Genomic DNA, 18118 nt, shown 5'->3' with positions numbered 1-18118 from the left:
AACAGTCTACTTCGGTGAAAAATCATGCTATCTCGCGCCGGTGTCACAACCTTCAGCAGCATCCTCTGCAAAAAATGCTGATAACGCGGCATCCTGCCCTGGGGTTTAGACGGATAAAGCGGACATAACATACATAATATTTAACATTTTAGTTTCGCTTCGGCTGGCAAGGAAGCCGCTTCGAACCACACCGCGTGGCTATTCTACGTGAAAACCCGGCTAACGGCAGGCTAAACTCGATATCTTTGCGAATATTTTTTCACGTTGCTGCTGACCGGCTGAGAGGACGCAAAAAAGTCCCCCTGACCACCGGTAACGCCCAGCTCAACCAGGGTTTGCCACTCCTCTTTAAAACGCACTCCGGCAGCAAAAACCCGGGTTGATGTGTGCTTGCAGCTTTCAATCAGGCTCTGCACAAACAGCTGGTTTTCCGTGCGCCGTTCAATATTACGCACCAGTCCCGGGTGCAGCTTAATCAGCTCCACCTGAAACTGCCGTATATAAGCGGTACTAACCACGGTTAACCCTGCCTGGTTGATGGCCACGCGGCAGCCAAAACCATAGATCAAACGAAACACCGGGTCCAACCGGTTGAAATGTTGACACACATCCGCTTCTGCAAGTTCAAATAAAATACGTTTTCTTTGTGATTTAGTGCATTGCAGCAAACTATCGCGCAGCCAGTTGAGGAAACTGCGCTGCAGCAGGGAGTCCAGAGTCAGGGGAATCGCCAGCGTCTCTTCGGGCCACAGATCGACCAGCGTCAAGATCCGCGTCACCATCTGGCGGTCGTAGCGCTCCGCCAGTCCAAGCTGCTGCGCCAGTGGCAGGTATTCCGCCGCCAGCAGCTCTTTTTCGCCGTCAAATATGCGCGGCATCATCTCACGGTGATGAACCTTGCCTTCGCTGGTCACCGCCGGTTTCTGATACAGGCGAGGGCCGCCACGATTAACGGTATTTTCCAGTAGCGTGCGCCATTTCACGCTGCCCCGCCCCAGATCCTGAAGTGCACCTTCACCGACCGACCAGCCGTTTCCCCCCTGCAACGTTGCCTGACGAGTGGCCAGTTCGGCATTTTCCATTACCTGCTGCGTAGTCTGGCCGCTGCGCCAGCCGCTGATACCGATATGAATCATATCTTCCCGGTCCAGCATGCGCGTTGGCGGCAGTGTATCGACCGCCTTAATCAGCTGTGACGCAATCCCGTCGGCATCTTTGACGCTGCGATGCGGCAACAGCACGGCAAAGTCGCTGCGGAAGTAACGCGCCAGCAGCGCACCGGGATAACGTAAAACAAAGGTCGAAAGGAGGTTAACCAGCGCAAACAAATAGTCCTGTACCTCAGTATGACCCCAGCGCTCCCGCAGCGTGTCAAAATCCGGCAGACGGATCATCATTACCATGCCGTGGGTACCAACTGCCTCTGGGTCCTCCAGTAACGTGGTCAATTGATTATCAAAGAACAGGCGATTATTTAATCCGGTACGCGGGTCCTGAGCGGCGAAGGTGCGGATCAGCGTATCGACGCGGTAATGTTGCTCCCCTGCCTCCTTCAGATCCGCCAGCAGCAGGTCTATTGCGCTACTCGCTTTTGCCGGCCATTCATGTATCGATCCCGGCCTGACGCTGAGGCGTTCACCTTTGATGATTGCTTCCGCACGCACCTCCAGCTTTTCCAGGCCTTTCAACTGCCGGTAAAGCCAGCGGTGGGCCTGCACCATTAGAAATGTCATGATCGCCACTACCGCAAAGATAGCCAATAACGTTGAGGCTCCGATCATCGAGCTGAACCAGGTTTTAGTCGAATCGATCCACATAACGCGCAGTGTTAAATGAGGATGCTGGCGGAGATGAATATCGATCTGACGAAAGCGGTTCGGCTCATCATCCAGCAGCGACTGCTGATGCCGGGTAACCTGCAGCAGGGTACTGCTGCCGTCGTTCAGCTCAATCCGTTCAATCTGTAAGGGGTTCATGACCTGGTGGAGCCAGGGAGATATCTGCTGCGGAGACTGGGTTAGTAAGGCAAGATCGACATCGTCAGCCATACGTTCAACCCGAAATTCTGCTCTCTGGTTGCTAATATAGAAGAAGCTCAGCACGCAGCCCACCAGCATTAGCAGCATTCCTAATGTGCAGAGCAGTGTGATAATCGCAGAAAGTTTGGTGGTTAATCGCATCCTTGTGCCCATTCAACTGCGGTGACAGATACGCCATTAACGGTAATGCACGCTCGTAGATTAATGGCAGGTGGAAAGCAGGCCCCTTGCCTGAGTAACACGGGATGGAAAAATACCATAACCCGGATGCCGTTTGCTTGTCTGGTGTCAGATAATCAGAGGTTTCTGCGAGTATAGTCGTCCCAGGTACTTTTTTCATTGAACACGCAATCTCAGGAGACTCACATGCAGGCACTGGTTCTCGAACAGGCAGACGGCAAGACGCTGGCCACTCTTCAACAGATCGACAGCAGCAGTCTTCCTCCGGGCGAGGTCATGGTTGATGTTGACTGGTCAGGGATTAACTATAAAGACGCGCTGGCCATTACGGGTAAGGGAAAGATTATCCGCCAGTTCCCAATGGTACCCGGTATTGATTTTGCCGGAAAAGTACACACCAGCAGCGATCCACGCTTTCACACCGGCCAGTCGGTGGTGCTTACCGGCTGGGGCGTTGGTGAAAATCACTGGGGCGGGCTGGCCGAACAGGCGCGGGTAAAAGCAGACTGGCTGGTTGCTCTACCTGAAGGCCTGGAGGCTCGTCAGGCAATGATTATCGGCACCGCCGGGCTGACCGCGATGCTTTGTGTCATGGCGCTGGAAGAAGGTGGTGTAACCCCGGAAAGTGGTGAGGTGCTGGTGACTGCTGCCAGCGGTGGCGTGGGCAGCACGGCAATTGCACTACTGCATGCGCTGGGCTATCGGGTCACTGCCGTCAGCGGGCGCGAGTCAACCCACGACTATCTGCGCCAGCTGGGTGCGGATAACATTTTGCCGCGCAGCGAGTTCAGCGCAGCTTCCCGCCCGCTGGAAAAACAGCGCTGGGCCGGCGCGATTGATGCCGCCGGGGGACAGGTACTGGCCAGCGTACTGGCGCAAACCTCGTGGGGCGGTGTCGTCGCCGCCTGTGGTCTGGCCGGTGGCTTCGATCTGCCCACCAGCGTGATGCCGTTTATTTTACGCAATGTACGCCTGCAGGGAGTAGATTCCGTGATGGCTCCAACCGCACGACGCATTACCGCCTGGAAGCGTCTGGTCAAGGTATTGCCTGCCTCGTTCTATCAACAGGCCACTACCGAGATTTCGCTGGCGCAGGCCGCAGAATCGGCTGAAAAACTGTTAAATAATCAGATAACCGGCCGCACGCTGGTACGCATTCGCTGATCCTTTCGCCCCGGTGTATTCGCCGGGGCTGATTTATCTATTCATACTTCATTTTTCTGCAAACCTTCGCTAAAACTTCTTCTCCAGGCCATGCTCTAACAACCACAGTCTTTGTCGAGAAATCCCATGAAATCCGTGAAAAAGCTGTCTGAAAACGACATCACACCGGAAAGCGTATTTAATACCCGCCGCCGTACGTTGTTAAAAATGCTGGGAATGAGTGCCGCGGCTTTTACCCTGCCCGACGCCGCACGGGCCGATGTGCTTTCCTGGTTTAAAGGCAACGATCGCCCGAAAGCGATGCCGGGTAAAGTGCTGGAATTCAGCAAGCCCGCGCAGTATCAGGCTGATTTGCCGCTAACGCCGGAAGATAAAGTCACGGGATACAACAACTTCTACGAGTTCGGATTGGATAAAGCAGACCCCGCCGCCAATGCGGGTACGCTAAAAATCACCGACTGGAAGATCACCATCGACGGTGAAGTGGCGAAACCACTGACTTTAGATATGGATGATATCTTTAAGCGCTTTCCACTGGAGCAGCGAATCTACCGCATGCGCTGCGTTGAAGCCTGGTCAATGGTGGTGCCGTGGATTGGCTTCGAACTGGGTAAATTGCTAAAAGCCGCCGAACCCACCAGCAATGCGCGCTATGTCGCCTTCCAGACCGTTTATGCTCCGGACGAAATGCCCGGTCAGCAGGATCGCTTTATCGGCGGCGGGCTGGATTATCCCTATGTGGAAGGATTACGGCTGGATGAAGCCATGCATCCGCTGACCCTGCTGACCACCGGCGTTTATGGCAAGGGGCTACCGCCGCAAAACGGTGCGCCGATTCGCCTGACCGTACCGTGGAAATACGGCTTTAAAGGGATCAAGTCCATCGTCAAAATCAGCCTGGTTAAAGATATGCCGCCTACGACCTGGAACCAGCTGGCACCCAACGAATATGGTTTCTTTGCCAACGTGAATCCGCATGTCGATCATCCCCGCTGGTCGCAGGCCAGTGAACGCGTGATAGGCTCCGGCGGCATTCTGGATGTTAAGCGCCAGCCGACACTGTTGTATAACGGCTATGCCGAACAGGTGGCTTCGCTCTACCACGGTCTTGATTTACGGGAAAACTTTTAAGTGATGCGCCTGAACGCCAAACAAATAACCACCCTGAAGGTTCTGCTGCATCTGGCCGGATTTCTGCCGCTGCTTTGGCTGTTGCTCTCAATCGATCAGGGCTGGTTCAGCGCCGATCCGGCGAAAGATATCCAGCATTTTACCGGCAGAATGGCGCTGAAGTTTCTGCTGGCCAGCCTGGTCGTTACGCCTCTCGCTCGCTACGGCAAGCAACCCCTGCTGATCCGTGTACGCCGTCTGTTGGGCCTCTGGTGTTTTGCCTGGGCTACCCTGCACCTGGTCAGCTATTCGCTGCTCGAACTGGGGTTCGACAATATTGGCCTGCTGGGTTCAGAGTTGATTTACCGACCGTATCTGACCTTCGGCTTGATCAGCTGGACTATCCTGCTGCTGCTGGCCGCCACCTCCTTCCAGAAAGCCCAGCGTCGATTAGGGAAACACTGGCAAACGCTGCATTACACCGTCTATCTGGTGGCAATCCTGGCACCCATTCACTATCTTTGGTCGGTTAAGGTACTTTCGCCACAGCCGTGGATTTATGCGCTACTTGCCGCGATCCTGCTGGCATTCCGTTATAAAACATTTCGCAAGTGGTGGCCGTGGTAACCGGTTCTGCCCCTGCAGATAGCGTGTTCTCTGTCACAACGGGATAAATCTTCGGCGTCTTTTTCACGGGCGCTGTGGATTATCTTCGCTGATAAGACCAGTATTTAGCTGCTAATTGCGTTGATATCGTTATAATGCCCGACTTCGTTTGCCAGCCGACATCAAATTTCATCTGAATGAGGTGACAAACCGGCTTTGACGATGTATTTTGTGCGATGCCTCAATTATCGCAGGAGATAGCAGCAAGATGACGGATAAGTTTCATGTACTCCTTTTGAACGGTCCCAACCTGAATCTGCTGGGTACGCGTGAGCCGGAAAAGTATGGCTACACAACACTGGGCGAGATTGTCAGCGATCTGACGGCACAGGCCGCAGCGCTGAACGTTACCCTGAGCCATCTTCAGTCCAATGCGGAACATGCGTTAATTGATCGCATACATGAAGCGAAAGGCAATGTCGATTATATTGTCATCAATCCGGCGGCATTCACCCATACCAGCGTAGCACTGCGTGATGCGCTGCTGGCAGTCAGCATCCCGTTTATCGAAGTTCATCTGTCAAATGTGCATGCCCGTGAGCCTTTTCGCCATCATTCATATCTTTCTGATATTTCTGCCGGCGTGATCTGTGGACTTGGCGTCGACGGTTATTCCTGGGCTTTACAGACAGCGGTAAAACGCCTGTCACCATCTAATTAAACAGAGTACGGAACCACACTTATGGATATTCGTAAGATTAAGAAACTGATCGAACTGGTTGAAGAATCAGGTATCGCTGAACTGGAAATCTCTGAAGGCGAAGAGTCAGTTCGTATCAGCCGTTCCCCGGCTAACGTTGGCTATCCAATGATGCAGCAGGCTTACGCTGCGCCAATGATGCAGCAGCCGCAGCCCGCTCTGGCCGCCGCCGTTGCTCCTGCCAGCGCACCGGTTATGGAAGCACCAGCTGCAGCTGAAATCAGTGGCCACATCGTGCGCTCTCCAATGGTAGGTACCTTCTATCGCACTCCTAGCCCGGATGCGAAGGCCTTCATTGAAATTGGCCAGAAAGTTAACGCCGGCGACACCCTGTGCATCGTTGAAGCGATGAAAATGATGAACCAGATCGAAGCCGATAAATCCGGCGTAGTGAAAGCGATCCTGGTCGAAAGCGGTCAGCCAGTTGAATTTGACGAGCCGCTGGTAGTCATCGAATAACGAGGCGGACCATGCTTGATAAAATTGTAATTGCTAACCGTGGTGAGATTGCGCTGCGTATTCTGCGTGCCTGTAAAGAGCTGGGCATCAAAACCGTTGCCGTACACTCCACTGCGGATCGCGACCTGAAGCACGTGCTGCTGGCAGACGAAACCGTCTGCATCGGTCCGGCTCAGTCGGTAAAAAGCTATCTGAATATTCCGGCGCTGATCTCGGCGGCAGAAATCACCGGCGCGGTGGCTATCCATCCGGGTTACGGATTCCTGTCCGAGAACGCGGACTTTGCCGAGCAGGTTGAGCGTTCTGGCTTTATCTTTATCGGACCAAAAGCGGATACCATCCGCCTGATGGGCGATAAAGTTTCCGCTATCACCGCGATGAAAAAAGCCGGTGTACCTACCGTTCCAGGTTCTGACGGTCCACTGACCGAGGACATGGATAAAAACCGTGCCTTTGCAAAACGCATCGGTTATCCGGTGATTATCAAAGCCTCTGGCGGCGGCGGCGGTCGCGGTATGCGCGTTGTGCGCAGCGACAAAGATCTGGAGCAATCCATCACTATGACGAAAGCGGAAGCCAAAGCGGCTTTCAACAACGACATGGTGTACATGGAGAAGTACCTGGAAAATCCACGCCACATCGAAATCCAGGTTATGGCCGATGGTCAGGGCAACGCTATCTATCTGGCCGAGCGCGACTGTTCCATGCAGCGCCGTCACCAGAAAGTGGTGGAAGAAGCGCCAGCACCGGGCATTACTGAAGAACTGCGTCGCTATATCGGTGAGCGTTGCGCTAAAGCCTGTGTGGATATCGGCTATCGCGGTGCGGGTACTTTCGAGTTCCTGTTTGAAAACGGTGAATTCTACTTCATTGAAATGAACACCCGTATTCAGGTTGAGCACCCGGTTACTGAAATGATCACCGGCGTGGATCTGATCAAAGAGCAGCTGCGTATCGCTGCCGGTCAACCGCTATCAATCAAACAGGAAGAAGTGACCGTTCGCGGCCATGCGGTGGAATGCCGTATTAACGCCGAAGACCCGAACACCTTCCTGCCGAGCCCTGGCAAGATCACCCGCTTCCATGCGCCTGGTGGTTTTGGCGTGCGCTGGGAATCACATATCTACGCCGGTTACAGCGTGCCGCCGTACTATGATTCAATGATTGGCAAACTGATCACCTACGGTGAAACCCGCGATGTGGCGATCTCCCGCATGAAAAATGCGCTGGCGGAGCTGATTATTGACGGGATCAAAACCAATATCGAACTGCAGATGAAAATCATGTCAGACGAGAACTTCCAGCACGGTGGAACCAACATCCACTATCTGGAGAAGAAACTCGGCCTGCAAGAGAAGTAATCCTGCCTGCTCGTGGGCCTGCATCGTCAGGCCCATTCTCCTTCCCCGTAAGTCACTTCTAAAGGTATTGCCGGGTCATGAGCCTTAACTCTGCTATCCCAGCATGAAACAACCTTTGCCGTCACTCTGAGGAGATACGGATGGATACGCGTTTTCTACAGGCAAATAAAGAGGCCCGCTGGTCGTTCTGGCTTGCTGTGGCCTATCTGGCCTGCTGGGTGCTGACTGCCTGGCTGTGGGACGAACGGCCCGGCATCACCGGGCTACCGCACTGGTTTGAACTCTCCTGCCTGCTGGTGCCCGGCCTGTTTATTTTTCTCTGCTGGCTGATGGTTCGCGTGGTTTTCCGCGATATTCCCCTGGAGGATGACAGTGAAGCTTGAGATTATTTTACCGCTGATTGGCTATTTACTACTGGTCGCCGGTCTGTCGGTGTTTGCCGTGCGCAAGCGCCGCGAAGGGAGCTTCCTCACCGAGTATTTCCTCGGCAGCCGTTCCATGGGCGGCTTTGTGCTGGCGATGACCCTGACCACCACTTATATCAGCGCCAGTTCCTTTATCGGTGGCCCAGGTGCCGCCTATAAATACGGCCTCGGCTGGGTGCTGTTGTCGATGGTACAGGTTCCCGCTGTCTGGCTGGCGCTGGGCATACTGGGGAAAAAGTTCGCGATTCTTGCCCGTCGCTATAACGCCGTCACGCTCAACGATATGCTGTATGCCCGCTACCGCAGCCCGCTGCTGGTGTGGCTGGCAAGTCTGAGTCTGCTGGTGGCTTTTATCGGCGCGATGACGGTGCAGTTTATCGGCGGTGCGCGCCTGCTGGAAACGGCCGCCGGCATTCCTTACGATACCGGACTGCTGATTTTTGGCGGCAGCATTGCGCTGTATACCGCCTTTGGTGGATTCCGTGCCAGTGTGCTGAACGATGCCATGCAGGGTCTGGTGATGCTGCTGGGAACGTTTCTACTGCTGTACGCCGTTATCCATGCGGCAGGCGGCATGCACAGCGCCGTTGCCCGACTGGAAGCGATCGATCCCCGGCTGATAACCCCTTCCGGGGTGGATAACATTCTGACACCGACGTTCCTCGCCTCTTTCTCGGTGCTGGTCTGTTTTGGCGTGATCGGTCTGCCGCATACTGCCGTGCGCTGCATCTCTTATAAAGACAGCAAAGCGGTGCATATGGCCATCGTCCTCGGCACCATCGTGGTCGCCGTTCTGATGTCGGGGATGCATCTGGCCGGTGCTCTGGGCCGCGCCGTGCTACCGGATCTGGCGATCCCCGACCAGGTGATCCCGACACTGATGATCCAGGTACTGCCGCCGCTGGCCGCCGGGATCTTTCTCGCTGCGCCAATGGCGGCGATAATGTCAACGATCAATGCCCAGCTGCTACAATCATCGGCAACGATCGTGAAAGATCTCTACCTGCGCGTACGACCTGAGCATATGGCGAACGAGCGTCTGCTTAAACGCTTCTCCAGCCTGGTGACGCTGGTGCTGGGTCTGCTGCTGCTTCTGGCGGCGTGGAATCCACCCGATATGATTATCTGGCTGAATCTGCTGGCGTTCGGTGGGCTTGAAGCCGTATTCCTCTGGCCGCTGGTGCTGGGGCTGTACTGGGAAAAGGCCAATGCCGCTGGCGCACTGAGCAGCATGATTACCGGTGCCGCCTGCTACACACTGCTGGCCAGCCTGCACATTGAGCCGATGGGCTTCCATCCTATTGTGCCTGCGCTGCTGCTCAGCCTGCTGGCGTTTATTGCCGGTAACCGTTTTGGCCATTCTGCTGCTGAACCGCAGAAGGCCTCCACCCTGTTTGAATAAGAGAATTGCTATGCCCTGGATACAGATGAAAATTAATACCACCGGCGCTCAGGCTGAAGAACTCGGTGACGCACTGATTGAAAACGGCGCAGTATCGGTGACCTTCCAGGATACGCACGATAATCCGGTTTTCGAACCGCTGCCGGGCGAAACCCGCCTGTGGGGTGATACCGACGTCATCGGTCTGTTTGATGCAGAAACCGAGATGCCGGACGTGATTGCCGGGCTGGAACAGCACCCACTGCTGGGATCGGGCTTTCACCATAAGATCGAGCAGATTGAAGATAAAGACTGGGAGCGCGAGTGGATGGACAACTTCCACCCGATGCGCTTTGGTCAGCGTCTGTGGATTTGCCCAAGCTGGCGTGATGTGCCGGACCCTGAGGCGGTTAACGTCATGCTCGATCCGGGGCTCGCCTTTGGTACCGGGACCCATCCAACCACCGCGCTCTGTCTCGCGTGGCTGGATGGCCTGGATCTGGTGGGTAAAACAGTAATTGATTTTGGCTGCGGCTCCGGCATTCTGGCCATTGCGGCGCTGAAACTGGGGGCCGCACAGGCGATTGGCATTGATATCGATCCTCAGGCCATTCAGGCAAGCCGTGACAACGCTGAACGTAACGGTGTTTCTGAACGCCTGTCGCTGTACCTGCCCCACCAGCAGCCGGACAACCTGAGTGCCGATGTGGTGGTCGCCAATATTCTTGCAGGCCCGCTGCGCGAGCTGGCGCCGCTGATTAGCGTGTTGCCAAAAAGCGGTGGTCATTTGGGACTTTCCGGCGTACTGGCGAGCCAGGCCGAAAGCGTCTGTGAAGCCTACGCAGACACCTTTACTCTCGACCCGGTCGCTGAGAAAGAGGAGTGGTGCCGTATTACCGGTATCCGCCACTAAAATTTCGCTGGCACAGGTCATTAGAACTGTGCCAGCGCGTTCTTTACGTCACATGTGCCAAATAACACCCAATTTGACGTAAAAAATGTTGTTATATTGGTCACAAAAAAAGAAAAATCTTTGTACATCATTTCAGCATATTTTTTTAATTTGTTGTTTTATATGAATTAAAATATACGACACGGGCTGAGCTACGCGCGACATTGATCGATAGCGTTAGATTGTTCAAAGTTTGGCCTTTCATCTTCCTGAAAAAATGCGTAATATACGCCGCCTTGCGGACACACTATGGTCACTTTTTTTTCATGCGCATAGGAAATCACCAGCTTCGTAATCGATTGATTGCAGCCCCGATGGCCGGGATCACCGACAGGCCGTTCAGGGCCCTTTGCTATTCAATGGGCGCTGGAATGACCGTATCCGAGATGTTGTCGTCTAACCCTGAAGTTTGGGCCAGCGATAAATCACGGTTGCGTATGGTACACAGTGATGAGCCAGGTATTCGTACCGTGCAAATTGCAGGTTGTGACCCGGAAGAGATGGCACAAGCCGCGCGTATCAATGCTGCATCAGGTGCGCAGGTCATTGACATCAACATGGGATGTCCGGCCAAAAAAGTGAATCGGAAAATGGCAGGTTCAGCACTGCTGCAGCACCCTGAGCTGGTGAAGTCTATCCTCTCAGCGGTGGTCAATGCAGTTGACGTACCGGTAACATTAAAGATTCGCACCGGCTGGGACAGCGACAACCGCAACTGCGTAGAGATTGCCCAATTGGCTGAACGCTGCGGTATTCAGGCCCTGACAATTCATGGACGCACACGCGCTTGTTTGTTCAACGGCGAAGCTGAGTACAACAGCATTCGGACAGTTAAGCAGAACGTATCCATTCCGATTATCGCGAATGGAGACATTACTGACCCGCATAAAGCCAGAGCTGTGCTTGACTATACGGGGGCTGATGCCCTGATGATAGGACGCGCGGCTCAGGGAAGACCGTGGATCTTCCGGGAAATCCAGCATTATCTGGACACTGGGGAGCTGCTGGCACCGATGCCACTAGCTGAAGTAAAGCGCTTGCTTATCGAGCATTTACGGGAACTGCACGACTATTATGGTCACCGCAAAGGATACCGTATTGCCCGGAAGCACGTCTCCTGGTATCTCCAGGAGCATGCCCCAAACGACCAGTTTCGGCGCACATTCAACGCCATTGAGGATGCCAGCGAACAGCTGGAGGCGTTGGAGGCATACTTCGAAAATCTTGCGTAATTAGAAATAAAGAGCTGACAGAACTATGTTCGAACAACGCGTAAATTCTGACGTACTGACCGTATCTACCGTGAACTCACAGGATCAGGTGACCCAAAAGCCACTGCGTGATTCGGTCAAACAGGCACTGAAGAACTATTTTGCTCAACTGAATGGTCAGGATGTGAATGATCTGTATGAGCTGGTACTGGCTGAAGTAGAACAGCCTCTGTTGGACATGGTGATGCAATACACCCGTGGCAACCAGACCCGTGCAGCCCTGATGATGGGTATCAACCGCGGAACACTGCGTAAGAAACTAAAAAAATACGGCATGAACTGATACTAATCAGTTACATGTTTGATAAAAGGCGCTCCTCGGCATGGGAAGCGCCTTTTTTAATGGTTTGATAAACTGCATAAACGATACCGATCTGCTTAAGGAAAAAAATCTGACCGTGTTTTTTTGCCGATAATTCAGAGATTCAGTTCTGGCAATTTTCACGCTTACAATTCTTCTCAGATTATTCGGCTTACCCCCTTCCAGGATGACCTGTAACCTGTGTACACTCAGCGCCAATGGAAATGCCTTCGCAGGCCCGCCGCCCTCACCTTTCTGACCGCAGTGCGTAACCCCCACGAATGTAAAGTTTTGCCGGTAGCGGAAACCGATTAAACCATCGTCCTGATTGGGTGTCTGAGTTACTGTACCGCAGCTATCCGTTTCTTTGATGCAATACAGATTCACCATCCCTTAACGCTATACGAGTAATTATGAAGCATTCACCTAAGTTCCAGAGGGGCTATCTGCACCCGCGTTACTGGCTTACCTGGTTTGGCGTCAGCGTACTGTTTTTGCTGGTACAGCTGCCCTACCCGTTATTACACCGACTCGGCATCTGGATGGGGCGCACGTCAATGCGCTTCATGAAGCGCCGCGTTTCCATCGCCCGCCGTAACCTGGAGCTGTGTTTCCCGGATATGGACCGGGAACAGTTAGAGCACCGTATTGTTGGAAACTTTGAATCCCTTGGGATGGGGCTGATAGAAACAGGAATGGCATGGTTCTGGTCAGATCGTCGTGTTAAGCGCTGGTTCAAGGTTAACGGCCTGCATAATCTTCAGGCAGCGCAGCGCGATGACCGCGGTGCCTTAGTGATTGGCGTGCACTTTATGTCGCTCGAGCTAGGTGGCCGCGCGATGGGCCTCTGCCAGCCAATGATGGCGATGTACCGTCCGCACAATAACAAGCTGATGGAATGGGTGCAGACCAAAGGGCGTATGCGTTCTAACAAGGCGATGATCAACCGCCGTGATTTACGCGGAATGGTCCAGGCGCTTAAACAGGGTGAAGCCGTGTGGTTTGCCCCGGACCAGGATTATGGCCCGAAAGGCAGCGTGTTTGCCCCGCTGTTCGCCGTCCCCCAAGCCGCCACCACCAGCGGTACATGGATGCTGGCCCGTATGGCAAAACCGGCGATGGTGACCGTCGTGCTGATCCGCAAAGAGGATGGCAGCGGCTATGAGTTGGTTATCCAACCAGAACTAAAAGATTATCCGATCGATGATGAACAACAGGCCGCCGCCTATATGAACCGGGTAATTGAGCGTGAAATTATGCGCGCGCCAAATCAGTATATGTGGCTACATCGCCGCTTTAAAACCCGCCCGACTGGGGCGACTTCCCTCTACTGATAGTCCCCACTGAAGTCTGAAAGCCAGCGTATCCTCGCTGGCTTTTATCTATTCCCCTACAAAATCCTTACAAAATTGTTACCTTCCTCACAGCGTTTCCATATAGTGAAACTGTTTGCACCAACTGTGACCAAACCATCTATTTTCGCCCCGCTCCGGTGCGCGATATTAATAAAACTTTCAATCCCCTTCCGATTATTAGTAAAGCTTTCCAAAGAATTCAGCGTAATGCGAACCTGGCACCGTGTTTGCAAAGCAGTGAATAGCCGGACAGGCAAGCGCACCAAAGCGTGCGTTAAAACATAACAATATGATCCCGCCACACAGGATGCTTTATGAAAAAAATGATGCTCTCCACGTTGATTGCCGCTGCAACACTGTTTGCCGTTGCCAATCAGGCCCACGCGGGCACCACTCTGGACGCCATTAAAAAGAAAGGCTTCATTCAATGTGGTATCAGTGATGGTTTGCCTGGCTTCTCCTACGCGGATGCCAGCGGCAAGTTCACCGGTATTGATGTGGATGTTTGTCGTGCTGCCGCCGCAGCGGTGTTTGGTGATGCGGAGAAGGTGAAATATACCCCGCTTACGGCTAAAGAGCGTTTTACCGCGCTGCAATCGGGTGAGGTTGATATTCTGTCTCGTAATACCACCTGGACCTCCGCGCGCGACGGCAGCATGGGCTTTATCTTCGCCGGCGTGAACTATTACGACGGTATCGGCTTCCTGACCCACCAGAAAGCCGGCCTGAAAAGTGCAAAAGAGCTGGATGGCGCAACGGTTTGTATTCAGGCCGGTACCGATACCGAGCTGAACGTGGCAGATTACTTTAAAGCGAACAAAATGCAGTACACGCCGGTCACCTTTGACCGCTCAGACGAATCCGCTAAAGCGCTGGATACCGGCCGCTGCGATACGCTGGCATCTGACCAGTCTCAGCTGTATGCCTTGCGTATCAAGCTGGGCAAACCTGATGAGTTTATTGTTCTTCCTGAAGTGATCTCGAAAGAGCCTCTGGGGCCGGTGGTGCGTCGCGGCGATGATGACTGGTTCACGATTGTGAAGTGGTCGCTGTTCGCCATGCTGAATGCCGAAGAGATGGGTATCACCTCTAAAAACGTCGATCAGATGGCCGCAAAACCAACGACGCCTGATATGGCTCACCTGCTGGGTGCAGAAGGTGATTTTGGTAAAGATCTGAAGCTCGATAATAAATGGGCTTACAACATTGTTAAGCAGGTCGGTAACTATCAGGAAGTCTTTGACCGCAATGTCGGTAAAGACAGCCAGCTGAAGATTGCCCGTGGTCAGAATGCGCTGTGGAACGATGGCGGCATTCAGTACGCACCGCCAGTACGTTAATTCCTCCGAATACCGGGCACCGCTCCAGCGGTGCCCGCATCAGAATTTTCGTTACTGAGGTTTCAACATGTCTCAACGCCCAACCGTAAAAAGGGATTTTTCATTCAGTAATCCTGCGGTTCGCGCATGGCTTTATCAGATCGCTGCGATCGCCGCGGTAATTTTCGTTGCGGGTTATCTGATCCATAACACCATTATCAACCTGGCAAACCGTGGCATTACCTCCGGTTTCGGCTTTCTGGAGCGCAGCGCTGGCTTCGGTATTGTCCAGCACCTGATTGATTACAGTGAAGGCGATACCTACGGGCGCGTGTTCCTGGTTGGCTTGACCAATACGCTGCTGGTTTCCGCACTCTGTATTGTCTTTGCCTCGTTTCTCGGCTTCTTTATTGGCCTGGCGCGTTTGTCTGATAACTGGCTGCTGCGTAAGATCTCTAATATATATATTGAGACATTCCGCAATATCCCGCCGCTGTTACAGATTTTCTTCTGGTACTTTGCCGTATTGCGCAATTTACCCGGCCCTCGCCAGGCACTGAGCGCTTTCGACATCGCGTTTGTCAGCAACCGTGGCCTGTATATTCCCTGGCCTGAGTATGCGCCAGGAACCGGGCCGTTCCTGATCGCGATTTTGCTGGCTGTAGTGATCACCGTAGCACTCTTCCGTTACAACAAAATGCATCAACTGAAGACAGGCCAGCTCCGCCCCACCTGGCCTGCTGCTGCCGCTCTGCTGATCCTGTTTCCACTGGCAACATCGCTGTTTGCAGGCCGCCCAATGCACTGGGATGTCCCTGAGCTACGCGGTTTCAACTTCCGCGGTGGTTTTGTGCTGATACCGGAACTGGCGGCGTTAACGCTGGCACTGTCAATTTATACGTCTTCATTTATCGCAGAAGTCATTCGTTCGGGTATTCAGTCTGTGCCCTACGGCCAGCACGAAGCTGCACGTTCGCTGGGTTTACCAAATCCAGTTACGCTGCGTCAGGTCATTATTCCGCAGGCTATGCGGGTCATCATTCCACCGTTGACCAGTCAGTACCTCAATATCGTGAAGAACTCTTCGCTGGCCGCGGCAATTGGCTATCCGGATATGGTGTCGCTGTTTGCCGGAACGGTGCTGAATCAGACGGGTCAGGCTATCGAAACGATCGCTATTACGATGGGGGTTTACCTCGTTATCAGCCTGTCGATATCGCTGCTCATGAATATTTATAACCGCAAGATGGCCCTCATTGAGCGCTAAGAGAACGGATAATTATGACTGTTGTCACTCATGAAACTTCGCCCGCGGCTCCCAACGTGCTTGCGCGTGTGGTGACCTGGACAAGGAAGAATCTGTTTTCCAGCTGGAGCAATACGCTGCTGACTCTGCTTTGTCTGTGGGTGATGTGGTCGGTTATTCCCCCCACCATGAACTGGCTGGTCTTTCAGGCTAACTGGTTTGGTAGCACCCGTGCGGACTGTACTAAAGAGGGGGCATGTTGGATTTTTATTCACGCACGTTTCGGCCAGTTTATGTATGGTCTGTATCCACATGAGCTACGCTGGCGGATCAACCTGGCCCTGATTATCGGGCTGGTATCGATCGTTCCGATGTTCATCAGCCGTATTCCGCGCAGAGGACGTTATATTGCCGCCTGGGTAATCGCTTACCCGATAGTCGTCTGGCTACTAATGTACGGCGGCTATTTCGGTCTGGAACGGGTTGAAACTCGCCAGTGGGGAGGATTGACGCTGACGCTGATTATTGCATCGGTCGGGATCGCCGGAGCGCTGCCGTTGGGGGTTCTGCTGGCATTGGGTCGTCGCTCAACTATGCCGGTTGTACGCACGCTGTGCATTCTGTTTATCGAGTTCTGGCGGGGCGTTCCGCTCATTACCGTGCTGTTTATGTCCTCGGTGATGCTGCCGCTCTTTATGGCGGAAGGCAGCACCATTGATAAACTTATCCGCGCACTGGTTGGGGTTATCCTGTTTCAGTCGGCCTATGTTGCTGAAGTTGTGCGCGGCGGCCTTCAGGCGCTACCAAAGGGGCAGTACGAAGCCGCAGAGTCACTGGGGCTGGGCTACTGGAAAACGCAGAGGTTAGTTATCCTGCCTCAGGCGTTGAAACTGGTGATCCCGAGCCTGGTGAACACTATTATTGCCCTGTTCAAAGATACCAGCCTGGTGATCATCATCGGGTTATTCGATCTGTTTAGCAGCGTGCAGCAGGCCACCGTCGATCCTACGTGGCTGGGTATGTCAACCGAGGGATACGTTTTTGCTGCACTGGTCTACTGGATTTTCTGTTTTAGCATGTCGCGCTACAGCCAGCATCTGGAAAAGCGCTTTCACACCGGGCGTACGCCGCACTGAGGTTAATTAAATGACTCAAATTATTACCCCTTCTGACGATGCGATGATGATTACGCTCGAAAACGTTAATAAATGGTACGGTCAGTTCCACGTGTTGAAGAATATTAACCTGGCCGTCAAACCACGTGAGCGAATCGTACTGTGCGGGCCTTCGGGGTCCGGTAAATCCACCACGATACGCTGTATCAACCATCTGGAGGAACATCAGCAGGGACGTATTGTGGTTGACGGAACTCTGCTTAACGACGATCTGCGCAATATTGAGCGTGTTCGCACCGAAGTAGGCATGGTTTTCCAGCATTTTAATTTATTTCCGCATCTCAGCGTGCTGCAGAACTGCACGCTTGCGCCTATCTGGGTTCGTAAAACGGCGAAGAAAGAGGCGGAAGAGCTGGCCATGTACTATCTGGAACGTGTTCGCATTGCTGAACATGCACGTAAATTTCCCGGCCAGCTGTCGGGTGGCCAGCAGCAGCGCGTGGCGATTGCACGCTCGCTGTGCATGAAGCCGAAGATCATGCTGTTTGATGAACCTACCTCCGCGCTGGACCCAGAAATGGTGAAAGAAGTGCTGGACACGATGATTGGTCTGGCAGAAGACGGGATGACGATGCTTTGTGTGACCCATGAGATGGGCTTTGCGCGTACCGTTGCGGATCGGGTGATTTTTATGGATCGTGGAGAGGTTGTCGAACAGGCCCCACCACAGGAGTTTTTCTCTCATCCTAAATCGGAGCGAACCCGTGCGTTCCTCTCACAGGTAATCCACTGATTTTATTATTGTAGTCTATTTAAAGGGCCGTTCTAAATTGGCCCATATAACATGACTTAAGGGATGGTATCAATCGCCCTTTAAGAAACAGAATTATCGCCATAATAAAAGGGCCATCCAACCGGGTGGCCCTTTTATTATATTGGGTATGCAGTAAGAGAAGCTGCTTCAGCAAAGTCAGCAAAGTCAGCAAAGTCAGCAGAGTCAGCAGAGTCAGCAGAGTCAGCAGAGTCAGCAGAGTCAGCAGAGTCAGCAGAGTCAGCAGAGTCAGCAGAGTCAGA

General features: G+C 53.4%; 17 protein-coding genes. 16 read left to right on the top strand and 1 reads right to left on the bottom strand.

Annotated elements, in window-relative coordinates:
- Window positions 1-230 precede the first annotated feature (230 nt).
- Window positions 231-2180, bottom strand: a complete 1950-nt coding sequence (csrD, locus tag AC07U6_RS13490; protein ID WP_494761344.1) for an RNase E specificity factor CsrD — start codon at window positions 2178-2180, stop codon at window positions 231-233.
- A gap of 225 nt (window positions 2181-2405) precedes the next feature.
- Here csrD and acuI point away from each other — a divergent pair, with 225 nt between their 5' ends.
- The 16 genes from acuI to AC07U6_RS13410 all read left to right on the top strand — a co-directional run bounded on the left by acuI (window position 2406) and on the right by AC07U6_RS13410 (window position 17837).
- The gene (gene acuI / locus AC07U6_RS13485; RefSeq protein WP_494761343.1) at window positions 2406-3383 is read left to right on the top strand and encodes an acrylyl-CoA reductase (NADPH); all 978 of its coding nucleotides are present in this window, start codon (window positions 2406-2408) and stop codon (window positions 3381-3383) included.
- Between the two features lie 126 nt (window positions 3384-3509).
- Window positions 3510-4514 carry a protein-methionine-sulfoxide reductase catalytic subunit MsrP gene (gene msrP / locus AC07U6_RS13480; protein WP_494761342.1) on the top strand — a complete coding sequence of 335 codons (1005 nt, stop codon included), beginning with the start codon at window positions 3510-3512 and terminating at the stop codon, window positions 4512-4514.
- A gap of 3 nt (window positions 4515-4517) precedes the next feature.
- A complete protein-coding gene (gene msrQ, locus AC07U6_RS13475) occupies window positions 4518-5120 on the top strand; it encodes a protein-methionine-sulfoxide reductase heme-binding subunit MsrQ (RefSeq protein ID WP_494764417.1) in 603 nt (200 codons plus the stop codon).
- A gap of 247 nt (window positions 5121-5367) precedes the next feature.
- Window positions 5368-5820, top strand: coding sequence for a type II 3-dehydroquinate dehydratase (gene aroQ, locus AC07U6_RS13470; protein ID WP_494761341.1), 453 nt, complete (start codon window positions 5368-5370; stop codon window positions 5818-5820).
- A 21-nt stretch (window positions 5821-5841) separates the two neighbouring features.
- Window positions 5842-6318 carry an acetyl-CoA carboxylase biotin carboxyl carrier protein gene (accB, locus tag AC07U6_RS13465; RefSeq protein WP_494761340.1) on the top strand — a complete coding sequence of 159 codons (477 nt, stop codon included), beginning with the start codon at window positions 5842-5844 and terminating at the stop codon, window positions 6316-6318.
- An 11-nt stretch (window positions 6319-6329) separates the two neighbouring features.
- Window positions 6330-7679 carry an acetyl-CoA carboxylase biotin carboxylase subunit gene (accC, locus tag AC07U6_RS13460; RefSeq protein WP_105592879.1) on the top strand — a complete coding sequence of 450 codons (1350 nt, stop codon included), beginning with the start codon at window positions 6330-6332 and terminating at the stop codon, window positions 7677-7679.
- 140 nt (window positions 7680-7819) lie between these two features.
- Window positions 7820-8062 (top strand): YhdT family protein, encoded by a 243-nt coding sequence (locus AC07U6_RS13455; RefSeq protein WP_105592878.1) that lies wholly within the window; start codon window positions 7820-7822, stop codon window positions 8060-8062.
- Complete coding sequence (panF, locus tag AC07U6_RS13450) at window positions 8052-9506, top strand: sodium/pantothenate symporter (protein ID WP_494761339.1); 1455 nt, start codon at window positions 8052-8054, stop codon at window positions 9504-9506. Before AC07U6_RS13455 ends, panF begins: the two co-directional genes overlap by 11 nt.
- 10 nt (window positions 9507-9516) lie before the next feature.
- On the top strand, window positions 9517-10398 hold the full coding sequence (gene prmA, locus AC07U6_RS13445) for a 50S ribosomal protein L11 methyltransferase (RefSeq protein WP_200561796.1): 882 nt from the start codon (window positions 9517-9519) through the stop codon (window positions 10396-10398).
- A gap of 305 nt (window positions 10399-10703) precedes the next feature.
- Window positions 10704-11669, top strand: coding sequence for a tRNA dihydrouridine synthase DusB (dusB, locus tag AC07U6_RS13440; protein WP_494764416.1), 966 nt, complete (start codon window positions 10704-10706; stop codon window positions 11667-11669).
- Window positions 11670-11694: 25 nt separating this feature from the next.
- The gene (gene fis / locus AC07U6_RS13435; protein WP_000462905.1) at window positions 11695-11991 is read left to right on the top strand and encodes a DNA-binding transcriptional regulator Fis; all 297 of its coding nucleotides are present in this window, start codon (window positions 11695-11697) and stop codon (window positions 11989-11991) included.
- 431 nt (window positions 11992-12422) lie between these two features.
- Window positions 12423-13343, top strand: coding sequence for a kdo(2)-lipid IV(A) palmitoleoyltransferase (gene lpxP / locus AC07U6_RS13430; protein ID WP_494761338.1), 921 nt, complete (start codon window positions 12423-12425; stop codon window positions 13341-13343).
- 335 nt (window positions 13344-13678) lie between these two features.
- A complete protein-coding gene (locus tag AC07U6_RS13425) occupies window positions 13679-14704 on the top strand; it encodes an amino acid ABC transporter substrate-binding protein (protein ID WP_494761337.1) in 1026 nt (341 codons plus the stop codon).
- 67 nt (window positions 14705-14771) lie between these two features.
- Complete coding sequence (locus tag AC07U6_RS13420; protein ID WP_494761336.1) at window positions 14772-15950, top strand: amino acid ABC transporter permease; 1179 nt, start codon at window positions 14772-14774, stop codon at window positions 15948-15950.
- Between the two features lie 14 nt (window positions 15951-15964).
- On the top strand, window positions 15965-17065 hold the full coding sequence (locus tag AC07U6_RS13415; RefSeq protein WP_494761335.1) for an amino acid ABC transporter permease: 1101 nt from the start codon (window positions 15965-15967) through the stop codon (window positions 17063-17065).
- Between the two features lie 10 nt (window positions 17066-17075).
- Window positions 17076-17837 carry an amino acid ABC transporter ATP-binding protein gene (locus tag AC07U6_RS13410; protein ID WP_494761334.1) on the top strand — a complete coding sequence of 254 codons (762 nt, stop codon included), beginning with the start codon at window positions 17076-17078 and terminating at the stop codon, window positions 17835-17837.
- Window positions 17838-18118 lie beyond the last annotated feature (281 nt).

This window comes from Erwinia sp. GW821-FHT03D09, from assembly GCF_059420805.1.
The sequence above is the reverse complement of the archived record's forward strand: the minus strand, read 5'-3'. Positions and strand labels throughout refer to the sequence as shown.

What these genes read in the sequence shown, in the direction of transcription:
- msrP (WP_494761342.1), top strand. Translation starts at nt 3,510, where the DNA reads ATGAAATCCGTGAAAAAGCTGTCTGAAAACGACATCACACCGGAAAGC.
- AC07U6_RS13420 (WP_494761336.1), top strand. Translation starts at nt 14,772, where the DNA reads ATGTCTCAACGCCCAACCGTAAAAAGGGATTTTTCATTCAGTAATCCT.
- AC07U6_RS13415 (WP_494761335.1), top strand. Translation starts at nt 15,965, where the DNA reads ATGACTGTTGTCACTCATGAAACTTCGCCCGCGGCTCCCAACGTGCTT.
- csrD (WP_494761344.1), bottom strand. Translation starts at nt 2,180, where the DNA reads ATGCGATTAACCACCAAACTTTCTGCGATTATCACACTGCTCTGCACA.
- accC (WP_105592879.1), top strand. Translation starts at nt 6,330, where the DNA reads ATGCTTGATAAAATTGTAATTGCTAACCGTGGTGAGATTGCGCTGCGT.
- accB (WP_494761340.1), top strand. Translation starts at nt 5,842, where the DNA reads ATGGATATTCGTAAGATTAAGAAACTGATCGAACTGGTTGAAGAATCA.
- fis (WP_000462905.1), top strand. Translation starts at nt 11,695, where the DNA reads ATGTTCGAACAACGCGTAAATTCTGACGTACTGACCGTATCTACCGTG.
- AC07U6_RS13410 (WP_494761334.1), top strand. Translation starts at nt 17,076, where the DNA reads ATGACTCAAATTATTACCCCTTCTGACGATGCGATGATGATTACGCTC.
- dusB (WP_494764416.1), top strand. Translation starts at nt 10,704, where the DNA reads ATGCGCATAGGAAATCACCAGCTTCGTAATCGATTGATTGCAGCCCCG.
- lpxP (WP_494761338.1), top strand. Translation starts at nt 12,423, where the DNA reads ATGAAGCATTCACCTAAGTTCCAGAGGGGCTATCTGCACCCGCGTTAC.
- prmA (WP_200561796.1), top strand. Translation starts at nt 9,517, where the DNA reads ATGCCCTGGATACAGATGAAAATTAATACCACCGGCGCTCAGGCTGAA.
- msrQ (WP_494764417.1), top strand. Translation starts at nt 4,518, where the DNA reads ATGCGCCTGAACGCCAAACAAATAACCACCCTGAAGGTTCTGCTGCAT.
- AC07U6_RS13455 (WP_105592878.1), top strand. Translation starts at nt 7,820, where the DNA reads ATGGATACGCGTTTTCTACAGGCAAATAAAGAGGCCCGCTGGTCGTTC.
- acuI (WP_494761343.1), top strand. Translation starts at nt 2,406, where the DNA reads ATGCAGGCACTGGTTCTCGAACAGGCAGACGGCAAGACGCTGGCCACT.
- AC07U6_RS13425 (WP_494761337.1), top strand. Translation starts at nt 13,679, where the DNA reads ATGAAAAAAATGATGCTCTCCACGTTGATTGCCGCTGCAACACTGTTT.
- aroQ (WP_494761341.1), top strand. Translation starts at nt 5,368, where the DNA reads ATGACGGATAAGTTTCATGTACTCCTTTTGAACGGTCCCAACCTGAAT.